Origin of the sequence: Bradyrhizobium sp. i1.15.2 (assembly GCF_040548425.1) — a bacterium.
Classification (GTDB): Bacteria; Pseudomonadota; Alphaproteobacteria; order Rhizobiales; family Xanthobacteraceae; genus Bradyrhizobium; species Bradyrhizobium canariense.
This window is the reverse complement of record NZ_JBEPRQ010000006.1, coordinates 102,457-126,620: the sequence shown is the minus strand read 5'-3', so window position 1 is coordinate 126,620 and position 24,164 is coordinate 102,457. Positions and strand designations below refer to the sequence as shown.

Below are 24,164 nucleotides of genomic sequence, written 5' to 3'. Positions count from 1 at the left end.
ACCTCGCTCATCGTGCTATACTCACGGGATCACCGTCTCGCGGATCATCCCATGGCTCCCGTTTCCATCCTGCTCAACCTGCTCTGGATCCTCATCGGCGGCGCCTGGATGGCGCTCGGCTGGCTGATCGCCGCGGTCATCATGGCGATCACCATCATTGGCCTCCCGTGGGCGCGGGCAGCGTTCAACATCGCGGTCTACACGCTGATGCCGTTCGGCTCGCGGGCGGTCAGCCGCTATGAGGTCACCGGTGTCGAGGATGTCGGCACCGGCCCGCTCGGGGTGATCGGCAACATCATCTGGTTCGTGCTGGCTGGCTGGTGGCTGGCGCTCGGCCATCTCCTCACCGCCCTGGCCCTCGCGATCACCATCATCGGCATTCCCTTCGCCTGGGCCCACCTCAAGCTCGCGGGCATCGCGCTCTGGCCGGTCGGCAAGGTGATCGTGCCGGCTTAGGGGAACTCGTAAGCGTCCCCGCGGCACATCCTTCGAGACGCCTGCCGTTGGCGGGCCCTCAGGATGAGGGCGGAACACGTGGCTGCAACGAATCCCGACGCAACTCAGCCTCATCCTGAGGAGACCGCGAAGCGGTCGTCTCGAAGGACGAGGCGCTTGCTCAGCTCGTAAGACGGGTAGAGCGCCAGCGAAACCCATCAATCCGTCCGCCGATGATGAAGCATGATGGGTTTCGCAAGGGCTCAACCCATCCTACGCGCTGATTCGAAGTGGACCACGACTGCTTTCGACCGGGCGTAGGTATCCTGCCCCTCGGCAATGCGTCAGATTCATTGCAACTTTTTCCCGGCTTCATTGTTGAAGATCGGGAGCGAACGCGGCCGCAATGTGCCGCGTGGGCTGGCCCTTGGCTCATTCTTATCGGGAGGCGATTGCATGAAGTGGCTTTGTTTGATCGGCTTTGTGGCGGGGGGCGTTGCTTTAATACCCTCACCTTCTGCTTCGGCGATGCCCGCTGCCAAGCCGGACGCACTGGGCGCGTCACAGACTGCCACTATCGAGGTCAAGGGCGGCCACGGACACGGCGGTGGCCACGGCTGGGGTCATCACGGCGGCCGTGGTCATCATTACGGTTGGGGCAGAGGCCGAGGTCATCATTATGGCTGGCGGCACCATCACCACTGGTGAGCGTCACGATTGTCCCGAGATCGGAGTTGGTACCGACGTTAATACGGACCGCGAAGCACATCCGGGAGCTTGAGGACCAACCAAGCTCGTAGGATCGGTAGAGCGTGAGCGAAACCCATCAAACCGTCCGCCGATGACGAAGCATGATGGGTTTCGCAAGCGCTCGGCCCATCCTGCACGCTGCGTGCATCAATGCGCATGCGCCCTCAGGGACGAACGCGAATGATCGTATTCCCCTTGCGTCGCCTGGTCGGGTTTAAGGCGGCGACGGCATCGTCGAAGATCGAGACGTTGCCGATGTTTGTCCGCAATCGTCCGTCCCGCACCCGCTGGACGATCTCACTCAGTTGGGCACGATCGGCCTCGACGACAAAGTCGACCGCCAGGCCGTCGGAGGGTCGCGCCTCTGCGGGCCCGACGATGGTGACCAGTGTTCCTCCGGCTCGAATCAATGCTGCGGACCGCTTCTGGATGTCACCGCCGATGACATCGAACACCAAGTCGACTTTGCCGATGTCTTCCAGGGCATCGTTGTCGAGGTCGACGAACTCCTTCGCGCCGAAGTCGAGCACCGTCTGACGGTCGGCGGCGCGTCCGGTGCCGATGACGTGGGCGCCGGCCTCTCGTGCGAGTTGCGTCACCATCGACCCGACTGCACCGGCCGCGCCGTGTGCGAGGACGCTTTGCCCCGCCTGAAAGCGGCCGTGCTGGAACAGCCCTTGCCATGCCGTCAGGCCCGAGATCGGCAGGCTTGCGCCCACCGTGAAGTCGACGTCGCCCGGGAGCGGCGCGAGATTGCGTGCCTCGATCGCCACATACTCGGCGAGCGTGCCGTCGCGATACCAGTCCGCGAGGCCAAACACCCGCTGTCCTACCGACAACCCCGTAGTGCCATATCCGAGAGCGGTGACCACTCCAGCCAACTCGTGCCCAGGGATCGACGGTGTTCGGTCACGCTCGAGGCGATCGGTCCAGGTCGAGGGCCATGTCAGCTCGGTCGGAACAAATCCCGACGCATGAACCCGAACAACGACATCGTTTATCGATGCCTGCGGTTCGGGCCGCTCCACCAGCTTCATCCCGGCCGTTCCCGCGGCCCGTTCCCTCACAACGATCGCCTTCATAGGATTATCTCCTCGGTCATTGTCTGTTGGTGCAACTGTTGCAGGCAGCGTAAGCACAACGGCTATCTACAAACTGCCGGGCAGTGTGGAAGTGTCCGCGATCTGCGCTGTCCGGATTGACCAGCTCGTACTGAGACTGCCGATCGGGTTCGCTTCGGTCGCGGTACTAGCAGCTAGATGCGTCGCGCCTGGTCATGAAACCAGTACCAAGATTGCAAATTCTGGCTGTACCAAGCGCATTCAGGCGGCGCTCAGATTGCGCTCGTAGGATGAGGAGAGCGCCAGCGGCACCCATCGATCCGTCCGCCGGTGACGAACCAGGAAGAGTTTCGCAAGGGCTCCAGATTAAGACGACGATGCGATCCCTTGTTCCAACAACACTCTGGCTGCCTCGCGGTTAGCCTCGACGATGGCGGGATCACGCGTTGACTGTGCGATCACGAGCGAGCCTTCGAACAGCGACAGGATCTGGATCACGGCCCTTTCGGGTTTGCTCAATGACAAGGGCTCAACGAGTGACGCAACGAAGTCGTGCAACTTTGTAAAATACGCTGCGATGGTCGCCTCTACGCCCGGGGAGTTTGCCTCCGGGCCGAATTCGGCCATTCCTTTGGCGAACGGACAGCCGCGGAACGAAGGCGCAAGGAGCGGTTGTTCGAGTGCGTCGAAAACAGCGAGAACGCGCTCCACTGGCGTGAGACCGGCTCGCTCGGTGGAGGTCGAAAGCATCTGAAACCAGACGGCGCTCTTGTAGCGCAGATAAGTGGCGATGAGGTCGGCCTTCGAGGGAAAGTGCTTGTAGAACGTCATCTTGGCCACGCCGCTTTCGGCGATGATCCGGTCGATTCCGACGGAGTTGATGCTGAACCGGTAAAACAGGTCTGACGCCGTCTTCAAAATGCGCTCGCGCGGGGCGAGCGCATCGAGCGGTTGAATATCCACGTCCACGAAATCAAGCAGCGTGCTCATCGATCGTCCTTAACCGAGCCGTATGCGTCGCTGGACAGACTATTCTGTCAATCTAGGGATTGCAAAGACATACAGGTCTGTCTATAGATTCATTATTCCTTGGATTTCAGAGAAAGATCGTGAGATGAGCGGAAAAGTTGTGGTTGTGACGGGTGCGAGCAGTGGTTTTGGGAAACTCACCGCCTTGGAGCTCGCAAAGCGGGGTCACACGGTGGTTGCTGCCATGCGCGATGTCGCAGGAAGAAATGGCCGTGTTCGCGACGAGCTTGTCGAAGCGGCAAAGGCTGAAGGGCGTGCGCTCCAGGTCCTCGAGATGGACGTCGCCGACGAACAATCCGTCAACGCCGCGATCGCGGAAGTCGTCCGGCAGCACGGCCGGGTCGATGCCCTGGTCAACAACGCGGGAATGATGCCCGTCGGCGTCACGGAAGCCTATACGGTCAAGGATATCGAATCGCAGTTCGCCGTGAACTTCTTCGGCGCCGTTCGTACCGATCGTGCCGTTCTGCCGCACATGCGGGCTGCCGGCAGCGGCGTCCTCGTCCATGTCACGTCGCTCATGGGGCGGGTGGTCTTCCCGTTCTTCGGTGTCTATTCCGCCAGCAAGTTCGCGCTCGAAGCCCTCGCGGAAGCCTACCGCTACGAGCTTTCGAGCTTCGGTGTGGATTCGGTCATCGTCGAGCCAGGCCCGTTCCCGAGCAACCTTCTTCCATCCAGCCCTGAACCCTCCGACCAAGACGTGCTGAAAACCTATGGCGGTGTTGCGGCGATCCCGGGTCAGATCAAGCAGCACTCCAACGATGGAAACGACCCGCAGAATCCGCCGCAGCCCCAGCTCGTCGCGAATGCGATCGCGCAGCTGGTCGAGGCCACGGAACGGCGGCCTCTGCGGACGGTCGTGATGCCCGAAGGCATGGATCTCGGTGTCCAGCGTCTGAACGAGGCCGTCGCCCCGATTCAGAACGACCTTCTTCGCGCGCTCGGCATGGCGAGTATGATTTGACGCGAAGGCGATAAGCACACTGTACAGCTCGTAGGAAGGATAGAGCGTGAGCGAAACCCATCACCGTCCGCCGATGACGAAGCATGATTGGTTTTGCGAGCGCCAAACCCATCCTACGCGTGCTGACGACCCATGGCAGAGAAAGACCACTTGGAGTAGAGTAGCGGCGCCGGATATTTTCAACGGAGCCCGAGATGTCCTTTCTCAAGTTTGGGATCGGTTTGTTGGCCGTCCTTGCGACGAGTGGATTTTGTGCGGCCCTCGCGGAAGATAATTCACTTGAATACAAGCGCGTGACGGCGACCGAACTGAAGTGGAGCCCGCTGCTTTCGATGCCTAAGGGGACGCAATCGGCGGTGCTACACGGCAATCCGGGCAAGCCGGGCCTCTATACCGTTCGACTCAAAGTACCGGCGAATTCCAAAATGCCTGTGCACTCTCACCCCGATGAACGCGTTCGCGTCATCATTTCGGGGACGTACTATTCTGCGCTGGGCGACAAGGTCGATGCATCGAAGCTCCTGAGCTTTCCCCCCGGTACGTTTTCGCACGTGCCGCCAAAGGTGTGGCAGTTTGCGGAAACCAGGGACGAAGAGGTGATCTTCGAGATTACCGGGATTGGACCGACAGGCATCGACTATTTGAACGCCGAGGATGATCCTCGAAAGCAAAAATAACGTTGGTCGACCTGCCGAGCGCTTCAGCACTCGTAGGATGGGTAGAGCGCAGCGAAACCCATCAATCCCTCCGCCGCAGACGAGGCATGATGGGTTTCGCAAGCGCTCTACCCATCCTACGCGGCCCAAGGCAGAGCGGATGGCTCTCTCACACCATAGCCATGTCCGCTCGTGGCAGTGGGTGGGGCGCTCAGTCGACGCCGAGCACACCATTCCTCGCGTTGCCCGACAAGCAAAACACGCCACGTGCAGGTCAAGCACCGGGCCGTCGAATATTCTGATTGACCGAATTCTTCTCTTCGGGTAAACCGCAGCCATCCCGGCCCGCTAAAAAGGGCGTTTCGCGATCGTCACGATACGTGAGCCGGGATGCGATGGACGCGGCAGCGCCGGCGCGTGACGAGGTGGCAGGGCGGGCTATGCCTGTGAGCCATCGCGATCTGCGCGAACGACCCGGCGCTGTCACATCGGTTCTTTTCGGCTTCGGTGGCGAGCACGCGCAAGCTTCCGGATGTCCGGGGAGGGACGTCCGCGGACGGCAAAAGCGTGTGGTCCTGACGCCCGGGGTCTGTGCGTCAAGGCTTGCGGTGATGTGCGGCCCGACCGGGTGCGCGCATCGATCATCCGCAAGGCGACGGGGGCAAAAGTGCATCGCTCCCCGGGGAGAGCGCGCCATAAGCCGTAAAACCATCGCGCAGGGAAGGCCGGATGTTCCGGCATCACCTGTGGTCACCCCGCGTGCGTTTTTCGCGTGCGGACCCTGGGTGCCAGCTGGCGCCGGCCTTCCCTGCGCCCTTTCTTTGCGACGAGGGCGAAACGGACAGCAAAACTCGGGCGCCCGCGCCGCGAGACCGCGGACGTGTGCAGTGACGAGTTGCAGGCAAATCTCTCGTGCCCGGGACACGAATGGCACCGATGGTGTGCGCCGCCACCAAGTTCACCTTGCACTGCGGCAGAAGAATATCGCACACTCGATCGGGCCGGGAGCCATAGGGAGCTCTACAAGGGGAGCGAGCCATGTCCCTCCAGACCATATCATCCGACACCGCCGATCAGCGCCCCAACCGTCCCGAGGATGTCCAGGCGCTGGAGGCGGACGCGCGGATGCGGGACGACATCCGCCTGCTCGGGCGCATCCTCGGCGACACCGTGCGCGACCAGGAGGGCGCCGAATTGTTCGATCTGGTCGAGCGCATCCGCCAGACCTCGATCCGATTCCACCGCGATGAGGACCGGCTCGCCCGTCGCGAGCTCGAGCAGATCCTCGACAGCATGTCGACCTCGGAGACGGTGCGGATCGTCCGCGCCTTCAGCTATTTTTCCCACCTCGCCAACATCGCCGAAGACCAGAACAACATTCGCCAGATGCGCGCCAACAAGGGCGGCGGCTCCGGCGTGCTGGCCGAGACCCTCGCCCATGCCAGGGCTGCGGGCATCGGTGCCGATGCTCTGCGCAACTTCTTCAAGAGCGCGCTGGTCAGCCCAGTGCTGACCGCGCATCCGACCGAGGTCCGCCGCAAGAGCACCATGGACCGCGAGATGGAGGTCGCAGCCCTGCTCGATCGTCGCGAGCGCGTCGCGCTGACGGCCGACGAGGCCGCCGCAAGCGACGAGCAGCTCCGCCGCGAAGTATTGACGCTGTGGCAGACCAATCTGCTGCGCCGGACCAAGCTCACCGTGCTCGACGAGGTCGCCAACGGCCTGTCGTTCTACGATTACACGTTTCTCCGCGAGGTGCCGCGGCTGGTCAACACGCTGGAGGACCGGCTGGAGGAGGGCGGCGAGCAGGCGGCAGGCGAGCTCGCCTCGTTCCTGCGCATGGGCAGCTGGATCGGCGGCGACCGCGACGGCAATCCCTTCGTCACCGCCGACGTGATGCGCGGCACGCTGCGGCTGCAGTCGAGCCGGGTGATGCAGTTCTATCTCAATGAGCTGCACGTGCTCGGCTCCGAGCTGTCGATCGCGGCGCATCTCGCCGACGTGTCCGAGGAGTTGCGCACGCTGGCGGAGCGCTCGCCCGATACCTCGCCGCACCGGAGCGGCGAGCCCTATCGCCTCGCGGTCTCCGGCATCTATGCGCGCCTGACCGCCACGGCTGAAATGCTTCAGGTCGAGATCACGCGGCGGCCGGTCGGCAAGGGCGCTCCCTATGACAGCGTCGGGGAGTTCAAGGCCGATCTCGACGTGCTGCACCGCTCGCTGATCTCCAACAACGCCGGCGTCATCGCCCGCGGCCGGCTGCGGCTGCTGCGGCGTGCGGTGGACTGCTTTGGATTCCATCTGGCCCGGCTCGACATCCGCCAGAACTCGGCGGTGCACGAGCGCACCATCGCCGAGCTGATGGACGCCGCCAACCCCGGCATGTCGTATCTCGCGCTCGGCGAGGACGCGCGTATCTCCCTGCTCACCAACGAGCTGCGCTCGACGCGCTCGCTGGTGTCGCCATTCGTCAAGTACAGCGACGAGACGATGGGCGAGCTCAACGTCTTCCATGCCGCAGCAGAAGCGCATGCGAAGTTCGGCTCGGATGCCATCCCCCAATGCATTATCTCGATGTGCAAGAGCATGTCCGACATGCTCGAGGTCGCGGTGCTCCTGAAGGAGGTCGGCCTCGTTCATCCCTCCGGGCGCAGCGCCATCAACATCGTGCCGCTGTTCGAGACCATCGAGGATTTGCAGGCGTCTTCCACCATCATGGACCGCATGCTCTCGCTGCATGATTACCGCCGGCTGGTCGACAGCCGCGGCAGCGTGCAGGAGGTCATGCTGGGCTATTCCGACTCGAACAAGGACGGCGGCTTCGTCACCTCGGGCTGGGAGCTCTACAAGGCCGAGATCGGCCTCGTCGATGTGTTCGAGCGCCACGGCGTGCGCCTGCGTCTGTTCCATGGCCGCGGCGGTTCGGTCGGCCGCGGCGGCGGCCCGAGCTACGATGCCATCATCGCCCAGCCCGGCGGTGCGGTGAACGGCCAGATCCGCATCACCGAGCAGGGCGAGATCATCTCGTCGAAATACTCCAACGCCGAAGTTGGCCGCAACAATCTGGAGATCCTTGCCGCCGCGACGCTGGAGGCGAGCCTGCTGCATCCGCGCCAGAGCGCGCCGCGGCGCGAATATCTGACCGCGATGGACGAGCTTTCAAGTCTCGCCTTCAAGGCCTATCGCGGCCTCGTCTACGAGACCGACGGCTTCGTCGATTATTTCTGGGCGTCCACCGTCATCAACGAGATCGCGACGCTGAATATCGGCAGCCGCCCGGCCTCGCGCAAGAAGACCCGGGCGATCGAGGACCTTCGCGCCATCCCCTGGGTGTTCTCCTGGGCGCAATGCCGCCTGATGCTGCCCGGTTGGTACGGCTTCGGCAGTGCCGTCGAGCAATGGATCGCGGAGCATCCCGACAAGGGCATGCCGTTCCTCAAAGAGCTCTACAAGGAATGGCCGTTCTTCCGCATGCTGCTGTCGAACATGGACATGGTGCTGGCGAAAAGCTCGATCGCCATCGCGTCGCGCTATGCCGAGCTCGTGCCCGACGAGGCGCTCCGCGAAAAAATCTTCGGCCGCATCCGCCGCGAATGGCATTCCTGCATCGAGACGTTGCTGGACATCATGGGCCAGGACCGTCTGCTGCAAGGCAATCCACTGCTGGAGCGCTCGGTGCGCCACCGCTTCCCCTATCTCGACCCGCTCAACCATGTGCAGGTCGAGCTGCTGAAAGAGCACCGCGCGCAGAATCCGGACGAGCAGGTGCTGCGCGGGATTCAGCTGACGATCAACGGGATCTCGGCGGGGTTACGGAATACGGGGTAATTCAGGCCCGTCGTTCCGGGGCGATGCGAAGCATCGAACCCGGAACCTCGAGATTCCGGGTTCGGCTCTGCGAGCCGCCCCGGAATGACGGCGGGTCGTTCAACAGAAATGCGCGCCCTGCGTCTCCACGTACACCGCATAGAGCGACTGGCTCGCGGTCATGAACAGGCGGTTGCGCTTCTTGCCGCCGAAGCAAACGTTGGCGCAGGTCTCGGGCAACAGGATCTGCCCGATGCGCGCGCCGTCGTTCGGCGCGAACACCTGCACGCCGTCGTAGCCGGGGCCAACCCAGCCCGCGCCGACCCAGATATTGCCCTCAGTGTCGACCCGCAACCCATCGGGAAAGCCTGATTTGCCGTCGAGCTTCATGTCGATCAGCTTCTTCGGGTTCGACAGCTTCGCCCCGTCGATGTCGTAGGACCACACCACGTTCTCGGCTTGCGGATAATGCGTGATGCCGGTGTCGCAGACATAGAGCTTCTTGTAGTCGTGACTGAAAGCGATGCCGTTCGGCTTGAACGGCTCGTCGGCCACCTTCGCGACCTGGCCGCTCTGCGGATCAATGCGATAAACCGCTTCCTTCTGATACGGCTGCAGCGAGCCGGTATTGGCAAGCTTGCCCTCATAGATGCTGATCGCGCCGTAGCCGGGATCGGTGAACCAGATCGCCTTGTCGTTGGGATGCACCACCATGTCGTTCGGGCCGTTGAGCGGCTTGCCGTTGGCCTGTTCGGCCAGCGACGTCACCGAACCATCATGCTCGTAGCGGACGAGGCGGGTGCGCTCGGCGCTGATCTGGCGGCCCTCGGTGTCGAACGAGTTGCCGTTGGCCTCGTTCGACGGCTTGTGGAATTGCTCGGAGATATGGCCGTCGTCGTCGAGGTAGCGCAGCTGCCGGTTGGCGGGGATGTCGCTCCAGACGAGATATTGCCCCTGCGCATTCCACGCTGGCCCTTCCGCCCACAGGCAGCCGGTATAGAGCCGCTTGATCGCGGTGTTGCCGACCTTGGCCTTGAAGCGCTTGGGATCGATGGCAATGATGTCAGGATCGGGATAGCGCTGCGGCTCGGCATTGGCGCCGAAGTCGCGGGCGTCCGCGTTCGAGGCGAGCAGGGCAGACGCGGCGACAGTCGCGGCGCCCTTGAGCAGCGTGCGACGGCCGAGGCCGCTGCTTGCAGTCGTGTCGCCGGAGTTGGTCAGTATTCTTGTCATGGTTTCCTCCCAAAATTGTGTTGGGAGGAAATGATCCGCCAGCAATCGGGCGTAAAGCGGAGCGATCTCCGGAGTAAGATAACCGGAGATCGCAGGGCAGAGATGCCGCAAATGCGGTCCGACGGGATTCCTTACACGGGATCCCAAGGGAAGATGTCGGCGGAGCGGTCGAGCTTGTAGAACGATCCCTTCAGCGCCGGCATGCCATGTTCCGCGATCGACTGCGGCGTCCAGCCTTCGCTCCGGTGCACCGAGCGCAGCGGACGGTTCTGGCTGAACAGGAACAGCTCGTTCATGCGTGCCCCAAAGATCTGCCCGGAGACGTCCTTGGCGGCATCGGAGAGCAGATAGGCGCAGACCGGCGCGATCTTCTCCGGGCCCATCTGCTTGATCTTCTCGACGCGCGCCTTCTCGGCTTCGGTCTCGGTCGGGATGGTGCCGATCATGCGGGTCCAGGCGAACGGCGAGACGCAGTTGGAACGGACGTTGAAGCGGCCCATGTCGAGCGCGATCGACTTCGACAGGCCGACGATGCCGAGCTTGGCGGCGGCGTAATTGGCTTGTCCAAAGTTGCCGATCAGGCCGGAGGTCGAGGTGAAGTGCACGAACGATCCGGACTCCTGCTCGCGGAAGATCCGCGCCGCCGCGTGGCTGACGTAGAACGAGCCCATCAAATGCACCTTGATGACGGCCTCGAACGCTTCCACGCTCATCTTGTGGAAGATCATGTCGCGAAGGATGCCGGCATTGTTGACCACGCCGTCGAGCCGGCCGAAATGATCGGTCGCGGTCTTCACGATCTTGCTCGCGGGGATGGCTTCGGCCACCGACTCGAAATTGGCAACCGCGGTGCCGCCGCGCTTCTTGATCTCCTCGACCACTTCCTCGGCGGGCGCGGCGCTGGTGCCGGCGCCGTCAGCGGCGACGCCGGGATCGTTGACGACGACCTTGGCACCCTCGCCAGCGCAGAGTAGCGCGATCTCCCGCCCGATGCCGCGGCCTGCGCCGGTGACGATGATGACCTTGTCTTGCAGTGATTTCGTCATGTGGGTTCTCCTGTTGTCTTACCTCGCCCCGCTTGCGGGGAGAGGTCGGATCGCATCGACGATGCGATCCGGGTGAGGGGGGACTCTCCACGAGTCCGAGTGTGTGGAAGCAGCCCCTCACCCCAACCCTCTCCCCGTAAGAACGGGGAGAGGGAGAGGCGAGCAGCTCATTACCTCTCGTTCGTAAACACGATCGTGCCCGACGCGGCGAACATGCCGCCGACGCCGTGGCACACCGAAATCTTCGCATTCGCGACCTGCGCTGGCGCAATACCGCGCATCTGCCGCACGCTCTCCTGAAGCGCATACATGCCGTACATGCCCGAATGCATGTAGCTCAAGCCGCCGCCATTGGTGTTGAGCGGCAGCTTGCCGCCTGGCCGCGTGTTGCCGTCGGCGATGAACTTGCCGGTCTCCTCGTGCGGCATGAAGCCGAGATCGCCGAGGCCGAACAGCGGTAGATGCGCAAACGCGTCGTAGATCATGAGATGGTCGACGTCCTTGTGCGCGATACCAGCCTCCTTGAAGGCGAGGGGACCGGCGGTCTTGAACGCGCGCGAGGAGTTGAACGTCTCCATCTGGCTGACCATCGGCGTCTCCACGCTCTCGCCGGTGCCCATGATGTAGACGGGCTTGCGCGGAAAATCCCTGGCACGGTCCGCCGAGGTCAGGATCAGCGCGCCGCCGCCGTCGGTGACGAGGCAGCATTGCAGCAGGCGGAACGGATAGGCGATCATGCGCGAGTTGAGGACGTCGGCGACCGTGATCGGATCCTTCATCATCGCGCGCGGATTCTTGGCCGCCCATTCCCGCTGCACCACCGCGACCGAGGCGAGTTGCTCGTGCGTGATGCCATAGGTCTTCATGAAGCGCAGCACGGGAATCGGGAACATGCTGGGCGGGCCATAGACGCCGAACGGCGCCTCGAACTGCCCTTGCAGGCTGTCGGGGGGAATCGAGCGCGGCGCCTTGCCGATCATCGACTTGCCGCTCTCTGCATGGGTGATCAGCACGGTCTTGCACAGGCCGGCCTCGATTGCCGCGGCGGCATGGCGGACATGCAGCATGAACGAGCAGCCGCCGACCGAGGTGCCGTCCACCCAAGTCGGCTTGATGCCGAGATAGTGACAGACCTGCTGCGGCGTTTCGACCGCGGTGGCGAAACCGTCGATGTCCGACAGCTTCAGGCCGGCATCGGCGATAGCATTGAGCGCCGCATCCGCGTGAAGCTGGAGCTGCGAGGCGTTGGGGATGACACCGAGCTCGGTGGTCTCGGCCGCGCCGACGACGGCAACCTGGTTGCTGCGCATGGTCTATCCCTTCGCCGGACGGAATACGGGGAGGGTGACCTTATCGTCGAGCGCCTCGAAGGCGACCTCGAGTTTCATGTCGAGCTCGAGCGCCTCCGGTGTCTGCGGGCAGTCGATGATGTTGCTCATCATCCGCGGACCCTCGTCGAGCTCGACTACCGCGATCGCGTAAGGCGGCGTGAAGCCAGGCGCGGCGGGACGGTGATTGATCACGTAGCTGTAGAGAAAGCCCTTGCCGCTCGCCTTGAAGATGCTGACCTTGCGCGAGGCGCAGGACGGGCAGAACGGGCGAGGCGGGAAATAGACATGCGCGCAGGCGTCGCAGCGCTGCAGGCGCAACTCGCCCGCCTTGGTGCCGTCCCAGAAATGCTGGGTCTCCGGCGTCGGTTTCGGTCGCGCGCGCTGCGGTTCGGCCATCTCGGCAGGTCCTCCCAAGGCCAAGCGACGCCCGGCTGTTGCGATCTTGATGCGACAATCGACCATGGCGCGTCAACGGTCCAGCAATGCGCGTGCATGCCATCATGCGCACAATGCTTGTGTCGAAGTGAGGCAGCGCTATACATTGCGCGCAAATATTCCGTGAGACAGACATGCCCGATTTTTCGACACTGAAGAAGCTCGCCGAAGACCTCGAAAGCGGCCGCACCACCTCCCGCAAGCTGGTCGAGGCTTGCATCGCCAAAATCGCCGATCCGGCCGGCGAGGGGCAGCGTGCCTTCATCCATGTCGACAAGGACGCCGCGCTTGTGGCGGCGGATGCGATGGACGGTTTGCGCAAGGTGAAGGCGGCGCCGTCGCGCTACGCCGGTATCCCGGTCTCGATCAAGGATCTCTTCGACATCAAGGGCCAGGTGACGCGCGCCGGCTCCCGCGCTCTGGACGATTCCTCGCCGGCCGAACAGGATGCCCCCACGGTGGCGCGGCTGCGCAAGGCCGGCTTCGTCGTGATCGGGCGCACCAACATGACCGAGTTCGCCTATTCCGGCATCGGCATCAATCCGCATTACGGCACGCCGAAGGGCGCCTGGAACCGGGCCGAGGGCCACGTGCCCGGCGGTTCGTCTTCGGGTGCCGCGGTCTCCGTGCTCGACGGCATGGCGCATGGCGCGCTCGGCACCGACACCGGCGGCTCCTGCCGGATTCCGGCAGCCTATAACGGCATCGTCGGCTACAAGCCGACGCAGCGGCGCGTGCCGCTCGACGGGGCTGTGCCGCTGTCGTTCTCGCTCGATAGCATCGGGCCGCTGGCACGATCGGTCAGTTGCTGTGCCATTCTCGACGCCGTGCTCGCCAACGAGCCGATCGCCCCGCTGAAGCCTCGCCCGGTCAAGGGCATGCGGCTGGCGGTGCCGACCACGATCGCGCTCGACGACCTCGATGCGGCAGTGGCCGGGACATTTGAGCGGGCGCTCAAGACCCTTGCCGATCACGGTGCGATCATCGAGCGCATCGAGATGGCCGAATTCCACGACATCGGACCGATGAACGCCAAGGGCGGCTTTGCGGCTTCCGAAAGCTATGCCTGGCATCGCTACCTCCTCACGTCCAAGGGCGACGTCTACGATCCCAGAGTCTCCGTGCGCATCATGCGCGGCGAGGCGCAGAGCGCGGCGGACTACATCGATCTTCTCAACGAGCGCCGCTCGCTGATCGCCCGCGTCAATGCGCGCATCGCTCCCTATGACGCGCTGGTGCTGCCGACCACCGCCAACACGCCGCCGAAAATTGCGGATCTTGCCGACGACAAGGCGTTCACCAGGGAAAACCTGCGGGCGCTCCGCAATTGCACCCTGATCAACATGATCGACGGCTGCGCCATCTCGCTGCCTGCGCATCGCGAGGGCGAGATTCCGGTCGGCCTGATGCTGGCGGGCGCGGGCGGATCGGACCGCCGTATCTTCGAGCTTGCTGCCGGCATGGAGGCCGTAATTCGTGTTTGACCTGACTTTCACCGTCGACGCCCAGGACACCGCCACGCCGCTGACGCTGGCGATCGACCAGATGGTCATCGCCGGCTGGACCGGCCGCGATCCGGTCGCGCGCGACAAGCACATTGCCGAGCTGCAGGAGATGGGTATCGCCCCGCCAGCCTCGACGCCGATCTACTATCGCGCCTCGGCGCGGCGCCTGACAATGGAAGACAGCATCGAGTGCACTGGCGGCGATTCCAGCGGCGAGGTCGAGTTCGTGCTGATCGGCTGGCAGGGTCGCATTTTCGTCGGCTGCGGCTCCGACCACACCGACCGCAAGGTCGAGGCCTACAACGTCACGGTGTCCAAGCAGATGTGCGACAAGCCGATCTCCTCAACGCTGTGGGAGCTCGAGGACGTCATCGGCCATTGGGACAGGATGATCCTGCGCTCCTGGGCCACCATCAAGGGCGAGCGCGTGCTCTACCAGGAGGGCACGCTGGACGCGATGCTGCCGGTCGTCGACCTGATCGCGCGCGGTTTCGAGGGTGGAAAATTCCCCGACGGGTGCGCCATGTTCGGCGGTACGTTTGCGGCGAAAGGCGGTATCCGCCCCGCCGACCGTTTCGATTTCGAGCTGGAAGATCCCGTGCTGAGGCGGACGATCAAGCACGGCTACGACGTGGTGACGCTGCCGGTGAGGGGCTAAGGTCTCTCCGCACTGTCATTGCGAGGAGCTCTTGCGACGAAGCAATCCAGACTGGTTCCGCGGAGGGATTCTGGATTGCTTCGCTGCGCTCGCAATGACGGGGGCGAGAGTCGGAAATCGGGTGGTAGAGGACGGGGCGGTCCTGCGAAGATCAGAGCCATGACAGCTACAGCACGCAAATCGCGTCAATCTGCGGCAGCCGACCCCGCCGCCCATGTCGATACCCTCGACTGGCCCCAGATCACCGCCGAACTCGACACGCACGGCTGCGCTGTCCTGAAGGGCCTGCTCACGCCGGACCAATGCCGCGCCGTCGCCGCGCTCTATCCCGACGACGCCAACTTCCGCAGCCGCATCGTCATGGGCCGCCACGGCTTTGGCCGCGGCGAGTACAAATATTTCTCCTACCCGCTGCCCGACCTGATCGCGCAATTGCGCCCGGCGCTCTACGCGCATCTCCAGGGCGTCGCCAATCGCTGGAACGAGGCGATGGGAATCGACATCCGCTACCCCGCCGAACACGCAGCGTTCCTGAAGCGCTGCCACCAGGCAGGGCAGGCGCGGCCGACGCCGCTGCTGCTGCAATATGAAGCCGGCGATTTCAACTGCCTGCATCAGGATCTCTATGGCGAGCACGTGTTCCCGCTGCAGGTCGCGATCCTCTTGTCCGAGCCCGGCCGCGATTTTGCCGGCGGCGAGTTCGTGCTGACCGAGCAGCGCCCGCGCATGCAGTCCCGTGCCGAGGTGGTTCCGCTCGCGCAGGGCGACGCGGTCGCCTTCGCTGTGCATCACCGTCCGGTGCAGGGGACACGCGGCACCTACCGCGTTAATCTCCGCCATGGCGTCAGCCGGATTCGCTCTGGCCAGCGCCACACGCTGGGTGTGATCTTTCACGATGCCAAATAAGCGCTGCCGCTGATGGCGGATTTGTTCGATAGCGTCGCCGAAGCCCAGCCGTCGCGCGAGGAGATCGCCGACGGCGCCGTGCTGTTGCGCGGCTTCGTCAAGCCGATCGAAAGCGAGTTGATCGAAGCCGTGCGCGCCATCGTGGCGCAGTCGCCGTTCCGCCGCATGACCACGCCCGGCGGTCATTTGATGTCGGTCGCCATGACCAATTGCGGCGAGCGCGGCTGGATCACCGATCATACCGGTTACCGCTATGATCCGATCGACCCGAAAACCGGTGCGCCATGGCCCGCCATGCCGTCCGTGCTGCGTGATCTCGCCGGCCGTGCGGCCGAGCAGGGCAGTTTCAAAGACTTCGCGCCCGATGCCTGCCTCGTCAACCGCTACGAGCCCGGCACGCGGCTGTCATTGCATCAGGACAAGGACGAGCTGGATTATTCGGCGCCGATCGTCTCGGTCTCGCTCGGGCTGCCTGCGACCTTCCTGTTCGGCGGCATGGCGCGCAGCGACAAGCCCCGGCGCTTCCGGCTGATCCATGGCGATGTCGTGGTCTGGGGCGGGCCCAGCAGGCTCGCCTATCACGGCGTGGCGCCGCTGGCCGACGGCGAGCACGCGCTGCTCGGGCGCAAGCGGATCAATTTGACCTTCCGAAAGGTCCGCTGACGCGTTTCCTCGCAGTCCCCGCTCGTCTAAGCTTCCGGCGGGGGAGACGGCGATATGGCGACCACACAGCTCTCGGCCGGCACTGGCGCTGCCAACCGCACCGGCCTGTATCTGGCCGTGCTGCAACTGGCGTTCGCGCTTGGCTGGACCACCTACGTCATCTATCTGCCAAAGCTCGCGGCTGAAGTCGGCATCGCGCCATCAGCCGTCATCCTCATCCTGATGCTGGACCAGGCAATCTTCACCGTCGCCGACACCGCGATGGGGATTGCCGCCGACAAGATCGCGCTCCATCTCGGGAGGCTTAGCCTGTTCGTCGGGCTCGTGGCCGCGATCTCCTGCGGCGCGTTCGTCGCGCTGCCCTTCGTCGCAGGACGCGGCGTGGCCGCGCAGGGGTGGTTCATTGCCCTGATCGTGGTCTGGTCGATCACCTCGTCCGCGCTGCGCGCGCCGCCGCTGACCCTGCTCGGCAAATACCGCGCGCGGCCGCAGGTGCCGTTCCTCGCCGCGCTCGCGATGCTCGGCTATGGCGTCGCCGGTGCGGTCTCGCCCTATCTCGGCGTGGTGCTTCGCGAGCACGATGCTCGGCTGCCCTTCGTGATATCGAGCGCAGTGTTGCTGTTGACCGCGCTCGGACTGTCACGGATCGAGCACGAGGTGGCGCGCGACACCGCGCCGCCGACACCGGCCGAGGCGGCGAAGCCGCTTGGTGTCGTGCCGATCGCCTTCATCGTCGCGATGGTGGCGCTCGCGCTCGGCTATCAATTGCATTTCGCTCTGAACAGCGCGCCGTTCTATCTGCGCTTTGCCAAGCCGGATGAGCTGCAATGGCTGATGCCGGTGTTCTGGATCGGTTTCAACATTGCGATGTTTCCGGCAAGCCTCGTCGTCAAGAACCGTGGCGGCGTGATCGTGATGGGCGCGGCCGGACTGCTTGGAGCGGTCGCAATCGCTGGGGCCGAATTCGCCGGCAGCCTCAACACGCTGATCGTCGCGCAGTTTCTCGCCGGAGCGGCGTGGGGCTGCATGCTGATGAGCGCGATTTCGGCTGCGTTGGCCATCGGCTCAACCGGCGCGGAGGGAAAGGTGACCGGTCTCGTCTTCTCGGCGCTCGCACTCGGGACCTTCGCGCGGATGGCGGCGGTCGCCGGCGGCTTGCAGAAAATGCCTGATTACGCGCCCCTGCTGCACTGGGCCCCGGTCGCCTGCTGGGCAGTCGCAGGCGCGGGCTTGCTGGTGATCGCGGCAGCGCGGCTACAGGACGGCGTTCACCTCAAGGCTTCGGGGGGTGAATGAACGCCCACGGGCTGACTTCCGAATCCCGCGTCACTTCCACCGAGATCAGATACGGTCCGCCATGGGCCAGCGCCTTCTCCATCGCCGCCTTGAACTGTTCCGGCGCGGTGACGCGCGCAGCGGCGACGCCAAAGGACTCCGCCAGCTTGACGAAATCCGGGTTGACCAGATCGGACGCCACCACACGGCCGTCAAAGCGCTCGCGCTGGTCGCGGCGAACATTGCCGTAGGCGTTGTTGTTGAACACCAGCGTCACCACGCCGATGTTGAACTGCACGGCGGTGGCGAGCTCCTGCACGCCGAACATGAAGCCGCCGTCGCCGGTGATCGCCACCACCGGCTTGTCGGGATTGGCGACCTTGGCCCCGAGCGCGGTGGGGAAGCCCGAGCCGAGCGTGCCCTGATAGCCTGACGTGATGAAGGTGCGCGGCTCATAGATCGGAAAGCCGTACCAGGAGGCGAAACCGAACTGGGACAATTCATCTGTCACGATCGCGTTCGCCGGCAACACCTCGCGCAGGATGTTGAGATACGCCATCTGCGGCTGGATGCGCTGGATCTCGGCTTGCGCCGTCGCCGTTGCCTCGCGGATGTCTCCCCGCCGGCCGCTGGTCCTGGCATAGCCGGCCTTCTTCACGGCAGTGACCAGATCGGCCGTGCCGGCTTTGGCGTCGGCGACGACAGCGACATCGGAGGCGAGCCGTCGCATCTCGGCCGGATCGATGTCGACACGGATGGATTTCAGACCTTTCGGCTGATACGGCCAGCGGAAGCCCGACGCCGGCAGCTCGGCGCGCGTGCCGATCGCGATCATCAAATCGGTCGTCGGCCACAGCTTGTAGGCCGCCGCCATCGTCAGTCCAAGCTCATGCGCATTGGAGACGATGCCGCGGCCGCTGCGGAAGGCGACGACGGGGGCGTCGATCATCTCGGCGAGTTCGAGAATCTCCTCGCGCGCTTCGATCGCGCCGCTGCCGACGAAGATCATCGGCGCCTTGCTGTTCCTGATCAGCGCGGCCGCCTGCTTGATCATATCAGGGTCGGGCTGCGGCGCGGGCAAGGGCTCCAGCACCTGTGCTGCGGCGGTATCCGCGCGTTGGGTGAAGACGTCCCAGGGCATCTCGACCGAAGCGGGGCCGCGCCGTCCGGACGTCATCTCCTGGAACGCGCGCGCCACCGTGGTCGGCGCGTTGCCGGGATATTCTACGCGGTCCGCCCATTTCACATAGGTGCGCAAGGTCGCGAGCTGGTCCGGCATCTCGTGCAGATGGCCGCGGCCCTTGCCGAGAAATTGCGTCGGCACCTGGCCGGTGACGCATAGCACCGGCTCGTTGCAGCCGAAGGCGGTGAGCAGCGCGGCGCTGGCGTTGAGCACGCCGGGACCCGGCACCACGCTGAACACGCCGGGCCTGCCGCTGGAGCGTGCATAGCCGAATGCCATGTAGCCGCAGGCCTGCTCGTGCCGCGCGCCAATCACCTTGAGCTGCGCCTGGTGGAAGGCGTCGAACAGGCCGTAGACCTGCGCGCCGGGCAGTCCGAACACGGTGTCGACGCCGTGGGCGACAAGGCCGCTTACGATCGCTTCGCCGCCGGTGAGGGTGGTCATGGCACTATTCCATTTCAATCAATGTTCAGGCTTCGTCGACGACGCCGTTGCGTAAGGTTCCGATGCCCTCGGCCGCGACTTCGATAACGTCACCAGGCTTTAGATAACGCGGCGGATCGAACCGTGCGCCGGCGCCGGTCGGCGTGCCCGTGACGATGATGTCGCCGGGAACGAGCGTTGCGAAGGTCGAGATATAGCTGATGAGATAGCGGAACGGAAACATCAGCCTGCTGGTGCGGTCGTCCTGCCGCAGCTCGCCGTTGACATGCGTGGTGAGGCGGATGTCGGCGATCTGCGATTCCTGCGTGTAGGGCACCAGCCACGGGCCGAGGCTGCCGCTGGAATCGAAGTTCTTGCCCTGCGTGACATTGAACTTGGCATGGCGCAGCCAGTCGCGCACCGAGCCTTCGTTGCAGAGCGTCAGCGCGGCGATGTAGTCGAGCGCAGAATTTTCCGGAATGTGCCGACCGGCCTTGCCGATCACCAGCACGATCTCGCCCTCATAGTCGAGCTGCGCGGAGGCGCGCGGGCGCACCAGCGGCGTGTCATGGCCGACGAAGGAGCGCGGCGAGCGCATGAACATGCTCGGATATTTCGGCGCGTCCTGGCCGTCCTTGTACTCGGCATTGCGATCGGGATAGTTGACGCCGATGCAGATGATCTTTTCCGGCGCGGGCACCGGCGGCAGCCAGATGATGTCACCGAGCGCGTGATCGGGGGTGCGGCTGGCGGCCTCCTCGGCGAGGCTCGCGAGCTTTCCTGCGGCGATCACCTCGCGCAGCGTGGGATAGTCTTTGCCGTGGCGCGCCGAGAGATCGACGATGCCGCCGTCGACGACGGCGCCGTAGCGGATTGCACCCTTGACGGAATAGGTGGAGAGGTGAGGGAGGGTCATTGCTTAATCCGCCACCAGCACGTCGGCCACGAACTTCGGCTCACGCACGGCTTGCCCGGAGAACGGCGAGCCCTGCTCGAACCAGGAGCGCGGGGCGGGCGCACCCCACAACGTCTGGCGGCGCGGATCGCGCAGCGACCAGCGCAGCGGCTCGTGGTCGTGATCGCCGGTGAAGTAATCGCTGGTGTAGAGCTCCAGACGGTGCCCATCGGGATCACGGACGTAGAGGAAGAACGCATTCGAGATGCCATGGCGGCCGGGACCACGCTCGATGTTCTTCACGAAGCCCTGCGAGGCCATGACGTCGCAGAGATGGATGATGTTCATCGCCGTCGGCGTCCAGTACGCGAAGTGGTGCAGCCGCGGGCCCCTGCCGTTGGTAATCGCAAAATCGTGGACATTGCCCTTGCGATGCATCCAGGCAGCGGCGATGCGCCCGTTCGGCCCGTCCTCCTCGGCGTATTCGGTGAGGCGAAAGCCGAGCCGGGCATAGAATTCAACGGTGTCCTGCACTTCGGCGGCGAACACGTTGAAATGGTCGAGCCGCTGCGGATGGCAACCCCTGTAGAGGTCGTAGCGCCGCAGCAGATGCGGCCGCCGCTCCATCGATGCATACAGCTCGATCTGGAAGCCGAAGGGATCGGTGAACTGCAGCGTCCGGCCCTGGAAGGGCTGATCGGCGAAGGCGTAGCCCAGGCCGTTCTCGGACAGGAACTTTGCGGCCTTGTCCAGATCCCCGTCATTGCCGACCTTGAAACCGAGCCGGTTGCAGGCAGGCGCCGCCGCCTTGCGCAACACCAGTGAGTGATGCTGATGTTCCTCAGCGGCGCGCAAATAGACGACCTTGTCGTCGGCGTCCTCGACATGCAGGCCGACAACGCTTTCATAGAACTCGCGGCTGAGCTTCAGATCGGTCACGTCCAGCACGGCGTGGCTGGAGCGGATGATGTTGAACGGCGGCTCGAAGATATGTTGCGGTACGGGCATTGCGTTTCCCCTCTCGGCCCTTGTCATTCCGGGGCGCGGAGCGCGAGCCCGGAATCCATTCTTCCACTAACTCTGCTGCGCGATGGATTCCGGGTTCGGCTCTTCGAGCCGCCCCGGAATGGCAGTTAAATTCCCAGCTTCTGAATCTTGTGCGTGCCCCGCGCCAGCGAGACGTGCTTGGTTTCCATGTAGAAGTCGAACGAATAGTCGCCGCCGTCGCGGCCGATGCCTGAAGCCTTCATGCCGCCGAACGGCGTCGGCAGATGGCGGACGTTTTCCGAGTTCAGCCAGATCATGCCGGCCTCCAGCGCATCCGCGACACGCAACGCGCGGCCGACATCGTTGGTCCAGACATAGCCGGTCAGGCCGTAGCGAATGTCGTTGGCGATATCGATCGCGTCTGCTTCGTCCTTGAAGGGCAGCACGGTGAGGAAGGGGCCGAACACCTCTTCCTGCGCCACGCGCATCTTGCCGTGTGCGCCGGTCACCAAAGTCGGCTCGACATAATGTCCGCCACCCGGGCCGTCATAGGCCTTGCCGCCCACGGCAATCGTCGCGCCGTCCTGGCGTGCGACGTCGAAATAGGAGCAGACCTTCGCCAGATGCCGCTCATGAATCAGCGGGCCGATCTCGGTGGCGGGATCGAGGGGATGGCCGACCTTCAGGGCTCTTACCCGCGCGGTCAGCTTCTCGATGAACTTTTCGGCGATGCCGGCCTGGATCAGCAGGCGGCTCGACGACGTGCAGCGCTCGCCGTTGAGCGAGTAGATCATGAACACGACGGCATCGAGCGCGCGGTCGAGGTCGGCGTCGTCGAACACGATCACGGGGTTCTTGCCGCCGAGCTCGAAATGCACGCGCTTCAAGGTCGGCGCGCCCTGAATCATGATCGCGGATCCCGTCGAGCTTTCGCCGACGAAGCCGATCGCCTTGATGGCAGGATGCTCGGTCAGCGCCTTGCCGGCCTCTTCGCCAAAACCGTGGACGGTGTTGAGCACGCCGTCGGGCACGCCGGCTTCCTTGACGAGCTTCGCGAGAATAGCCGCCGTGATCGGCGACCACTCCGCCGGCTTGTGCACGACGGTGCATCCCGCCGCGAGGGCAGGCGCGATCTTCCAGGTCGAGAGCATGAACGGCGTATTCCACGGCGTGATGACGCCGACCGGCCCAATCGGCACGCGGGTCGAGACGTTCCAATGCTCGTCGCTCGGCGTGTTCTGGCCGTCGCGCGCCTCGCCGCATCGATCGGCAAAGAAGCGGAAGTTCTCGGCGGCGCGGATCGCAGCCTTGGCCATGAAGCGATAGGCCTGGCCGGTGTCGATGCATTCGAGCACCGCGATGTCCTCGGCATTGTCCTCGATGGCGTCGGCGACGCGATGCAGCAGCTTCTTCCGCATCGCTGGGCCCATGTCGCGCCAGGATTTGAAGGCGAGGGTGGCAGCGGTGGCGGCGCGATCGACGTCCTCGCCATTGCCGCGGGCGACGCTCGCGAGCGTGGCGCCGTCGACCGGCGATTTCGTCTCGAAGGTCTCGCCCGAGATCGACGGCACGATCTTGCCGTCGATCATGTGGCCGATACCGTCGGCACGCAGCGACTTCAGCAGCGGCGCGACCCGGTCGCGGTTGGCCTGGAATACATCGGCTTTCGGCGTGGTCTTATCCATGGGCGGCCTCCGCTTTCAGGGCGTCGTGGATGTTGTTGCGCTTCCAGCTCGTGTCCTTGTCGTTGATCTGCATGTCGAACGAGAGCGCGAATTTCGAGCTTGCGAAGACGGAATCGAGATGGCGGGAGAGCGCCTGGAAGATTTGTTCGCCGGCCTCCTTGCGGGTCTTGAGGTCACGGCCTTCGCCGATGCGCAGCACCATGTCGAGAAAGCCGTAGTCCTGCCGCGCGTCCGCAATCGCATAATGCTCGCATCTGACGGCGCGGACGCGGATGCCCCCGAGCGGGAAGATGCCGGTCTCGACCGCCGCCTTGCGCACCACCTCGCACGCCGCGCCGATGTCGAGGCGGTCGTCGAGATTGGCCGAATATTCGATCGTGAAATGCGGCATCGCGGCTTCACTCCCTGTCTTTACTTGTTCGTCAGGCGAAGTAGCAGCTCACCGAGCCGTAGGCGCCATAATCGGCCTGAATTGTGTCGCCCTTGCGGGTCTCGATCGGACGGATGAAGGAGCCCGCGAGCACGATTTGTCCGGGCTCGAGCGCAAGGCCGAGCGGTGCGATCTTGTTGGCGAGCCAGGCAACGGCCGTTGCGGGATGATTGAGCACGCCGGCGGCAAGGCCAGTCTCTTCGAGCTGACCATTCTTGAAACAGAGCGCGCCGATCCAGCGCAGATCAGCATCCAGCGGGCGGATCGGCCGTCCGCCGAGCACGATGCCGGCGTTCGCCGCGTTGTCGGCGATGGTGTCGAAGATCTTTCGCGTCGCCTTGGTCTGAGGATCGACGCGCTCGATCCGCGTGTCCAGAATCTCCAGCGCCGGCACCACGAAGTCGGTGGCGTTGAGCACGTCGAATAGCGTGCAGTCGGGGCCCGCGAGGCGCTTGCTCATGACGAAGGCGAGCTCGGCTTCCACGCGCGTCGCGATGAAGCGCTCCGTCGGGACGAGGCCACCATCGGCAAAGAACATGTCGTCGAGCAACACGCCGGAATCCGGCTCGTTGATCCCAAGCGCGCTCTGCATCGCCTTCGAGGTCAGGCCGATCTTGTGTCCCCTGACGATGCGCCTCTCGGCGATCTTGATATCGACCCAAGCCTTCTGAATCGCGTAGGCGTCAGCGATGCTGATGTCGGGGAAGTCCTGCGAGAGCTGCCGGATCTGCGTACGGGTCTTCTCCGCCTGGTGCAGACGGTTCGCGCAAGCTCGGATATCGTCGTTTGAAAGCGCCATGTGTAATC

Annotated in this window: 21 protein-coding genes; 9 read left to right on the top strand and 12 right to left on the bottom strand. The window is 64.2% G+C overall.

The genetic code is table 11. The annotated features are described in order from the left end of the window. Positions 1-51 precede the first annotated feature (51 nt). Positions 52-456, top strand: a complete 405-nt coding sequence (locus ABIB80_RS13805; RefSeq protein ID WP_354127671.1) for a YccF domain-containing protein — start codon at positions 52-54, stop codon at positions 454-456. A gap of 893 nt (positions 457-1,349) precedes the next feature. Here ABIB80_RS13805 and ABIB80_RS13800 read toward each other — a convergent pair. Further along, a complete protein-coding gene (locus tag ABIB80_RS13800; RefSeq protein ID WP_007593690.1) occupies positions 1,350-2,267 on the bottom strand; it encodes an NADP-dependent oxidoreductase in 918 nt (305 codons plus the stop codon). A 345-nt stretch (positions 2,268-2,612) separates the two neighbouring features. Then, positions 2,613-3,236, bottom strand: a complete 624-nt coding sequence (locus tag ABIB80_RS13795) for a TetR/AcrR family transcriptional regulator (protein WP_007593689.1) — start codon at positions 3,234-3,236, stop codon at positions 2,613-2,615. Between the two features lie 124 nt (positions 3,237-3,360). Between ABIB80_RS13795 and ABIB80_RS13790 the strand changes: the two genes are divergently transcribed. The 3 genes from ABIB80_RS13790 to ppc all read left to right on the top strand — a co-directional run bounded on the left by ABIB80_RS13790 (position 3,361) and on the right by ppc (position 8,723). Then, positions 3,361-4,239, top strand: a complete 879-nt coding sequence (locus ABIB80_RS13790; RefSeq protein WP_354127786.1) for an SDR family oxidoreductase — start codon at positions 3,361-3,363, stop codon at positions 4,237-4,239. 194 nt (positions 4,240-4,433) lie between these two features. Further along, on the top strand, positions 4,434-4,916 hold the full coding sequence (locus ABIB80_RS13785) for a cupin domain-containing protein (RefSeq protein WP_007593682.1): 483 nt from the start codon (positions 4,434-4,436) through the stop codon (positions 4,914-4,916). Between the two features lie 1,017 nt (positions 4,917-5,933). Beyond that, a complete protein-coding gene (ppc, locus tag ABIB80_RS13780; RefSeq protein ID WP_354127670.1) occupies positions 5,934-8,723 on the top strand; it encodes a phosphoenolpyruvate carboxylase in 2,790 nt (929 codons plus the stop codon). A 99-nt stretch (positions 8,724-8,822) separates the two neighbouring features. On the opposite strand, the gene ABIB80_RS13775 is transcribed toward ppc, so the two are convergent. From ABIB80_RS13775 to ABIB80_RS13760, 4 genes are all read right to left on the bottom strand, one after another. Continuing rightward, the gene (locus tag ABIB80_RS13775) at positions 8,823-9,935 is read right to left on the bottom strand and encodes an SMP-30/gluconolactonase/LRE family protein (protein WP_354127669.1); all 1,113 of its coding nucleotides are present in this window, start codon (positions 9,933-9,935) and stop codon (positions 8,823-8,825) included. A gap of 131 nt (positions 9,936-10,066) precedes the next feature. Next, the gene (locus tag ABIB80_RS13770; protein WP_007593675.1) at positions 10,067-10,981 is read right to left on the bottom strand and encodes an SDR family oxidoreductase; all 915 of its coding nucleotides are present in this window, start codon (positions 10,979-10,981) and stop codon (positions 10,067-10,069) included. A gap of 170 nt (positions 10,982-11,151) precedes the next feature. Beyond that, positions 11,152-12,291, bottom strand: a complete 1,140-nt coding sequence (locus tag ABIB80_RS13765; protein WP_354127668.1) for a thiolase C-terminal domain-containing protein — start codon at positions 12,289-12,291, stop codon at positions 11,152-11,154. A gap of 3 nt (positions 12,292-12,294) precedes the next feature. Continuing rightward, positions 12,295-12,708, bottom strand: coding sequence for a Zn-ribbon domain-containing OB-fold protein (locus ABIB80_RS13760; RefSeq protein WP_007593674.1), 414 nt, complete (start codon positions 12,706-12,708; stop codon positions 12,295-12,297). 173 nt (positions 12,709-12,881) lie between these two features. Here ABIB80_RS13760 and ABIB80_RS13755 point away from each other — a divergent pair, with 173 nt between their 5' ends. The 5 genes from ABIB80_RS13755 (at position 12,882) to ABIB80_RS13735 (ending at position 17,775) form a co-directional block, all read left to right on the top strand. Beyond that, positions 12,882-14,231: an amidase gene (locus ABIB80_RS13755; protein WP_007593673.1), complete on the top strand. Its 1,350-nt coding sequence runs from the start codon at positions 12,882-12,884 to the stop codon at positions 14,229-14,231. Beyond that, positions 14,224-14,910, top strand: coding sequence for a DUF2848 domain-containing protein (locus ABIB80_RS13750; RefSeq protein WP_354127667.1), 687 nt, complete (start codon positions 14,224-14,226; stop codon positions 14,908-14,910). The genes ABIB80_RS13755 and ABIB80_RS13750 overlap by 8 nt, the downstream gene beginning before the upstream one ends. 159 nt (positions 14,911-15,069) lie before the next feature. Then, positions 15,070-15,816, top strand: coding sequence for a 2OG-Fe(II) oxygenase (locus ABIB80_RS13745; protein WP_007593670.1), 747 nt, complete (start codon positions 15,070-15,072; stop codon positions 15,814-15,816). Positions 15,817-15,825: 9 nt separating this feature from the next. After that, on the top strand, positions 15,826-16,479 hold the full coding sequence (gene alkB, locus ABIB80_RS13740) for a DNA oxidative demethylase AlkB (RefSeq protein WP_354127785.1): 654 nt from the start codon (positions 15,826-15,828) through the stop codon (positions 16,477-16,479). A 54-nt stretch (positions 16,480-16,533) separates the two neighbouring features. Next, positions 16,534-17,775: an MFS transporter gene (locus ABIB80_RS13735; protein WP_354127666.1), complete on the top strand. Its 1,242-nt coding sequence runs from the start codon at positions 16,534-16,536 to the stop codon at positions 17,773-17,775. Here ABIB80_RS13735 and ABIB80_RS13730 read toward each other — a convergent pair. From ABIB80_RS13730 to hpaH, 6 genes are all read right to left on the bottom strand, one after another. After that, positions 17,753-19,381, bottom strand: a complete 1,629-nt coding sequence (locus ABIB80_RS13730) for a thiamine pyrophosphate-dependent enzyme (RefSeq protein ID WP_354127665.1) — start codon at positions 19,379-19,381, stop codon at positions 17,753-17,755. The genes ABIB80_RS13735 and ABIB80_RS13730 overlap by 23 nt on opposite strands. A 25-nt stretch (positions 19,382-19,406) precedes the next feature. Next, the gene (locus ABIB80_RS13725) at positions 19,407-20,276 is read right to left on the bottom strand and encodes a fumarylacetoacetate hydrolase family protein (protein WP_354127664.1); all 870 of its coding nucleotides are present in this window, start codon (positions 20,274-20,276) and stop codon (positions 19,407-19,409) included. Between the two features lie 3 nt (positions 20,277-20,279). Further along, entirely contained in the window at positions 20,280-21,263 is a 984-nt protein-coding gene (gene hpaD, locus ABIB80_RS13720) for a 3,4-dihydroxyphenylacetate 2,3-dioxygenase (RefSeq protein ID WP_354127663.1), read from the bottom strand. A gap of 125 nt (positions 21,264-21,388) precedes the next feature. Further along, complete coding sequence (gene hpaE / locus ABIB80_RS13715) at positions 21,389-22,927, bottom strand: 5-carboxymethyl-2-hydroxymuconate semialdehyde dehydrogenase (protein WP_354127662.1); 1,539 nt, start codon at positions 22,925-22,927, stop codon at positions 21,389-21,391. Next, positions 22,920-23,318 (bottom strand): 5-carboxymethyl-2-hydroxymuconate Delta-isomerase, encoded by a 399-nt coding sequence (locus ABIB80_RS13710; protein ID WP_007593662.1) that lies wholly within the window; start codon positions 23,316-23,318, stop codon positions 22,920-22,922. Before ABIB80_RS13710 ends, hpaE begins: the two co-directional genes overlap by 8 nt. A 31-nt stretch (positions 23,319-23,349) precedes the next feature. Beyond that, positions 23,350-24,156, bottom strand: a complete 807-nt coding sequence (gene hpaH, locus ABIB80_RS13705) for a 2-oxo-hept-4-ene-1,7-dioate hydratase (protein ID WP_219684788.1) — start codon at positions 24,154-24,156, stop codon at positions 23,350-23,352. Positions 24,157-24,164 lie beyond the last annotated feature (8 nt).

Excerpts from the sequence above, each read along its gene's own strand:
- ABIB80_RS13805 (WP_354127671.1), top strand. The coding sequence starts at position 52 with ATGGCTCCCGTTTCCATCCTGCTCAACCTGCTCTGGATCCTCATCGGC.
- ABIB80_RS13800 (WP_007593690.1), bottom strand. The coding sequence starts at position 2,267 with ATGAAGGCGATCGTTGTGAGGGAACGGGCCGCGGGAACGGCCGGGATG.
- ABIB80_RS13795 (WP_007593689.1), bottom strand. The coding sequence starts at position 3,236 with ATGAGCACGCTGCTTGATTTCGTGGACGTGGATATTCAACCGCTCGAT.
- ABIB80_RS13790 (WP_354127786.1), top strand. The coding sequence starts at position 3,361 with ATGAGCGGAAAAGTTGTGGTTGTGACGGGTGCGAGCAGTGGTTTTGGG.
- ABIB80_RS13785 (WP_007593682.1), top strand. The coding sequence starts at position 4,434 with ATGTCCTTTCTCAAGTTTGGGATCGGTTTGTTGGCCGTCCTTGCGACG.
- ppc (WP_354127670.1), top strand. The coding sequence starts at position 5,934 with ATGTCCCTCCAGACCATATCATCCGACACCGCCGATCAGCGCCCCAAC.
- ABIB80_RS13775 (WP_354127669.1), bottom strand. The coding sequence starts at position 9,935 with ATGACAAGAATACTGACCAACTCCGGCGACACGACTGCAAGCAGCGGC.
- ABIB80_RS13770 (WP_007593675.1), bottom strand. The coding sequence starts at position 10,981 with ATGACGAAATCACTGCAAGACAAGGTCATCATCGTCACCGGCGCAGGC.
- ABIB80_RS13765 (WP_354127668.1), bottom strand. The coding sequence starts at position 12,291 with ATGCGCAGCAACCAGGTTGCCGTCGTCGGCGCGGCCGAGACCACCGAG.
- ABIB80_RS13760 (WP_007593674.1), bottom strand. The coding sequence starts at position 12,708 with ATGGCCGAACCGCAGCGCGCGCGACCGAAACCGACGCCGGAGACCCAG.
- ABIB80_RS13755 (WP_007593673.1), top strand. The coding sequence starts at position 12,882 with ATGCCCGATTTTTCGACACTGAAGAAGCTCGCCGAAGACCTCGAAAGC.
- ABIB80_RS13745 (WP_007593670.1), top strand. The coding sequence starts at position 15,070 with ATGACAGCTACAGCACGCAAATCGCGTCAATCTGCGGCAGCCGACCCC.
- ABIB80_RS13735 (WP_354127666.1), top strand. The coding sequence starts at position 16,534 with ATGGCGACCACACAGCTCTCGGCCGGCACTGGCGCTGCCAACCGCACC.
- ABIB80_RS13730 (WP_354127665.1), bottom strand. The coding sequence starts at position 19,381 with ATGACCACCCTCACCGGCGGCGAAGCGATCGTAAGCGGCCTTGTCGCC.
- ABIB80_RS13725 (WP_354127664.1), bottom strand. The coding sequence starts at position 20,276 with ATGACCCTCCCTCACCTCTCCACCTATTCCGTCAAGGGTGCAATCCGC.
- hpaD (WP_354127663.1), bottom strand. The coding sequence starts at position 21,263 with ATGCCCGTACCGCAACATATCTTCGAGCCGCCGTTCAACATCATCCGC.
- hpaE (WP_354127662.1), bottom strand. The coding sequence starts at position 22,927 with ATGGATAAGACCACGCCGAAAGCCGATGTATTCCAGGCCAACCGCGAC.
- ABIB80_RS13710 (WP_007593662.1), bottom strand. The coding sequence starts at position 23,318 with ATGCCGCATTTCACGATCGAATATTCGGCCAATCTCGACGACCGCCTC.
- hpaH (WP_219684788.1), bottom strand. The coding sequence starts at position 24,156 with ATGGCGCTTTCAAACGACGATATCCGAGCTTGCGCGAACCGTCTGCAC.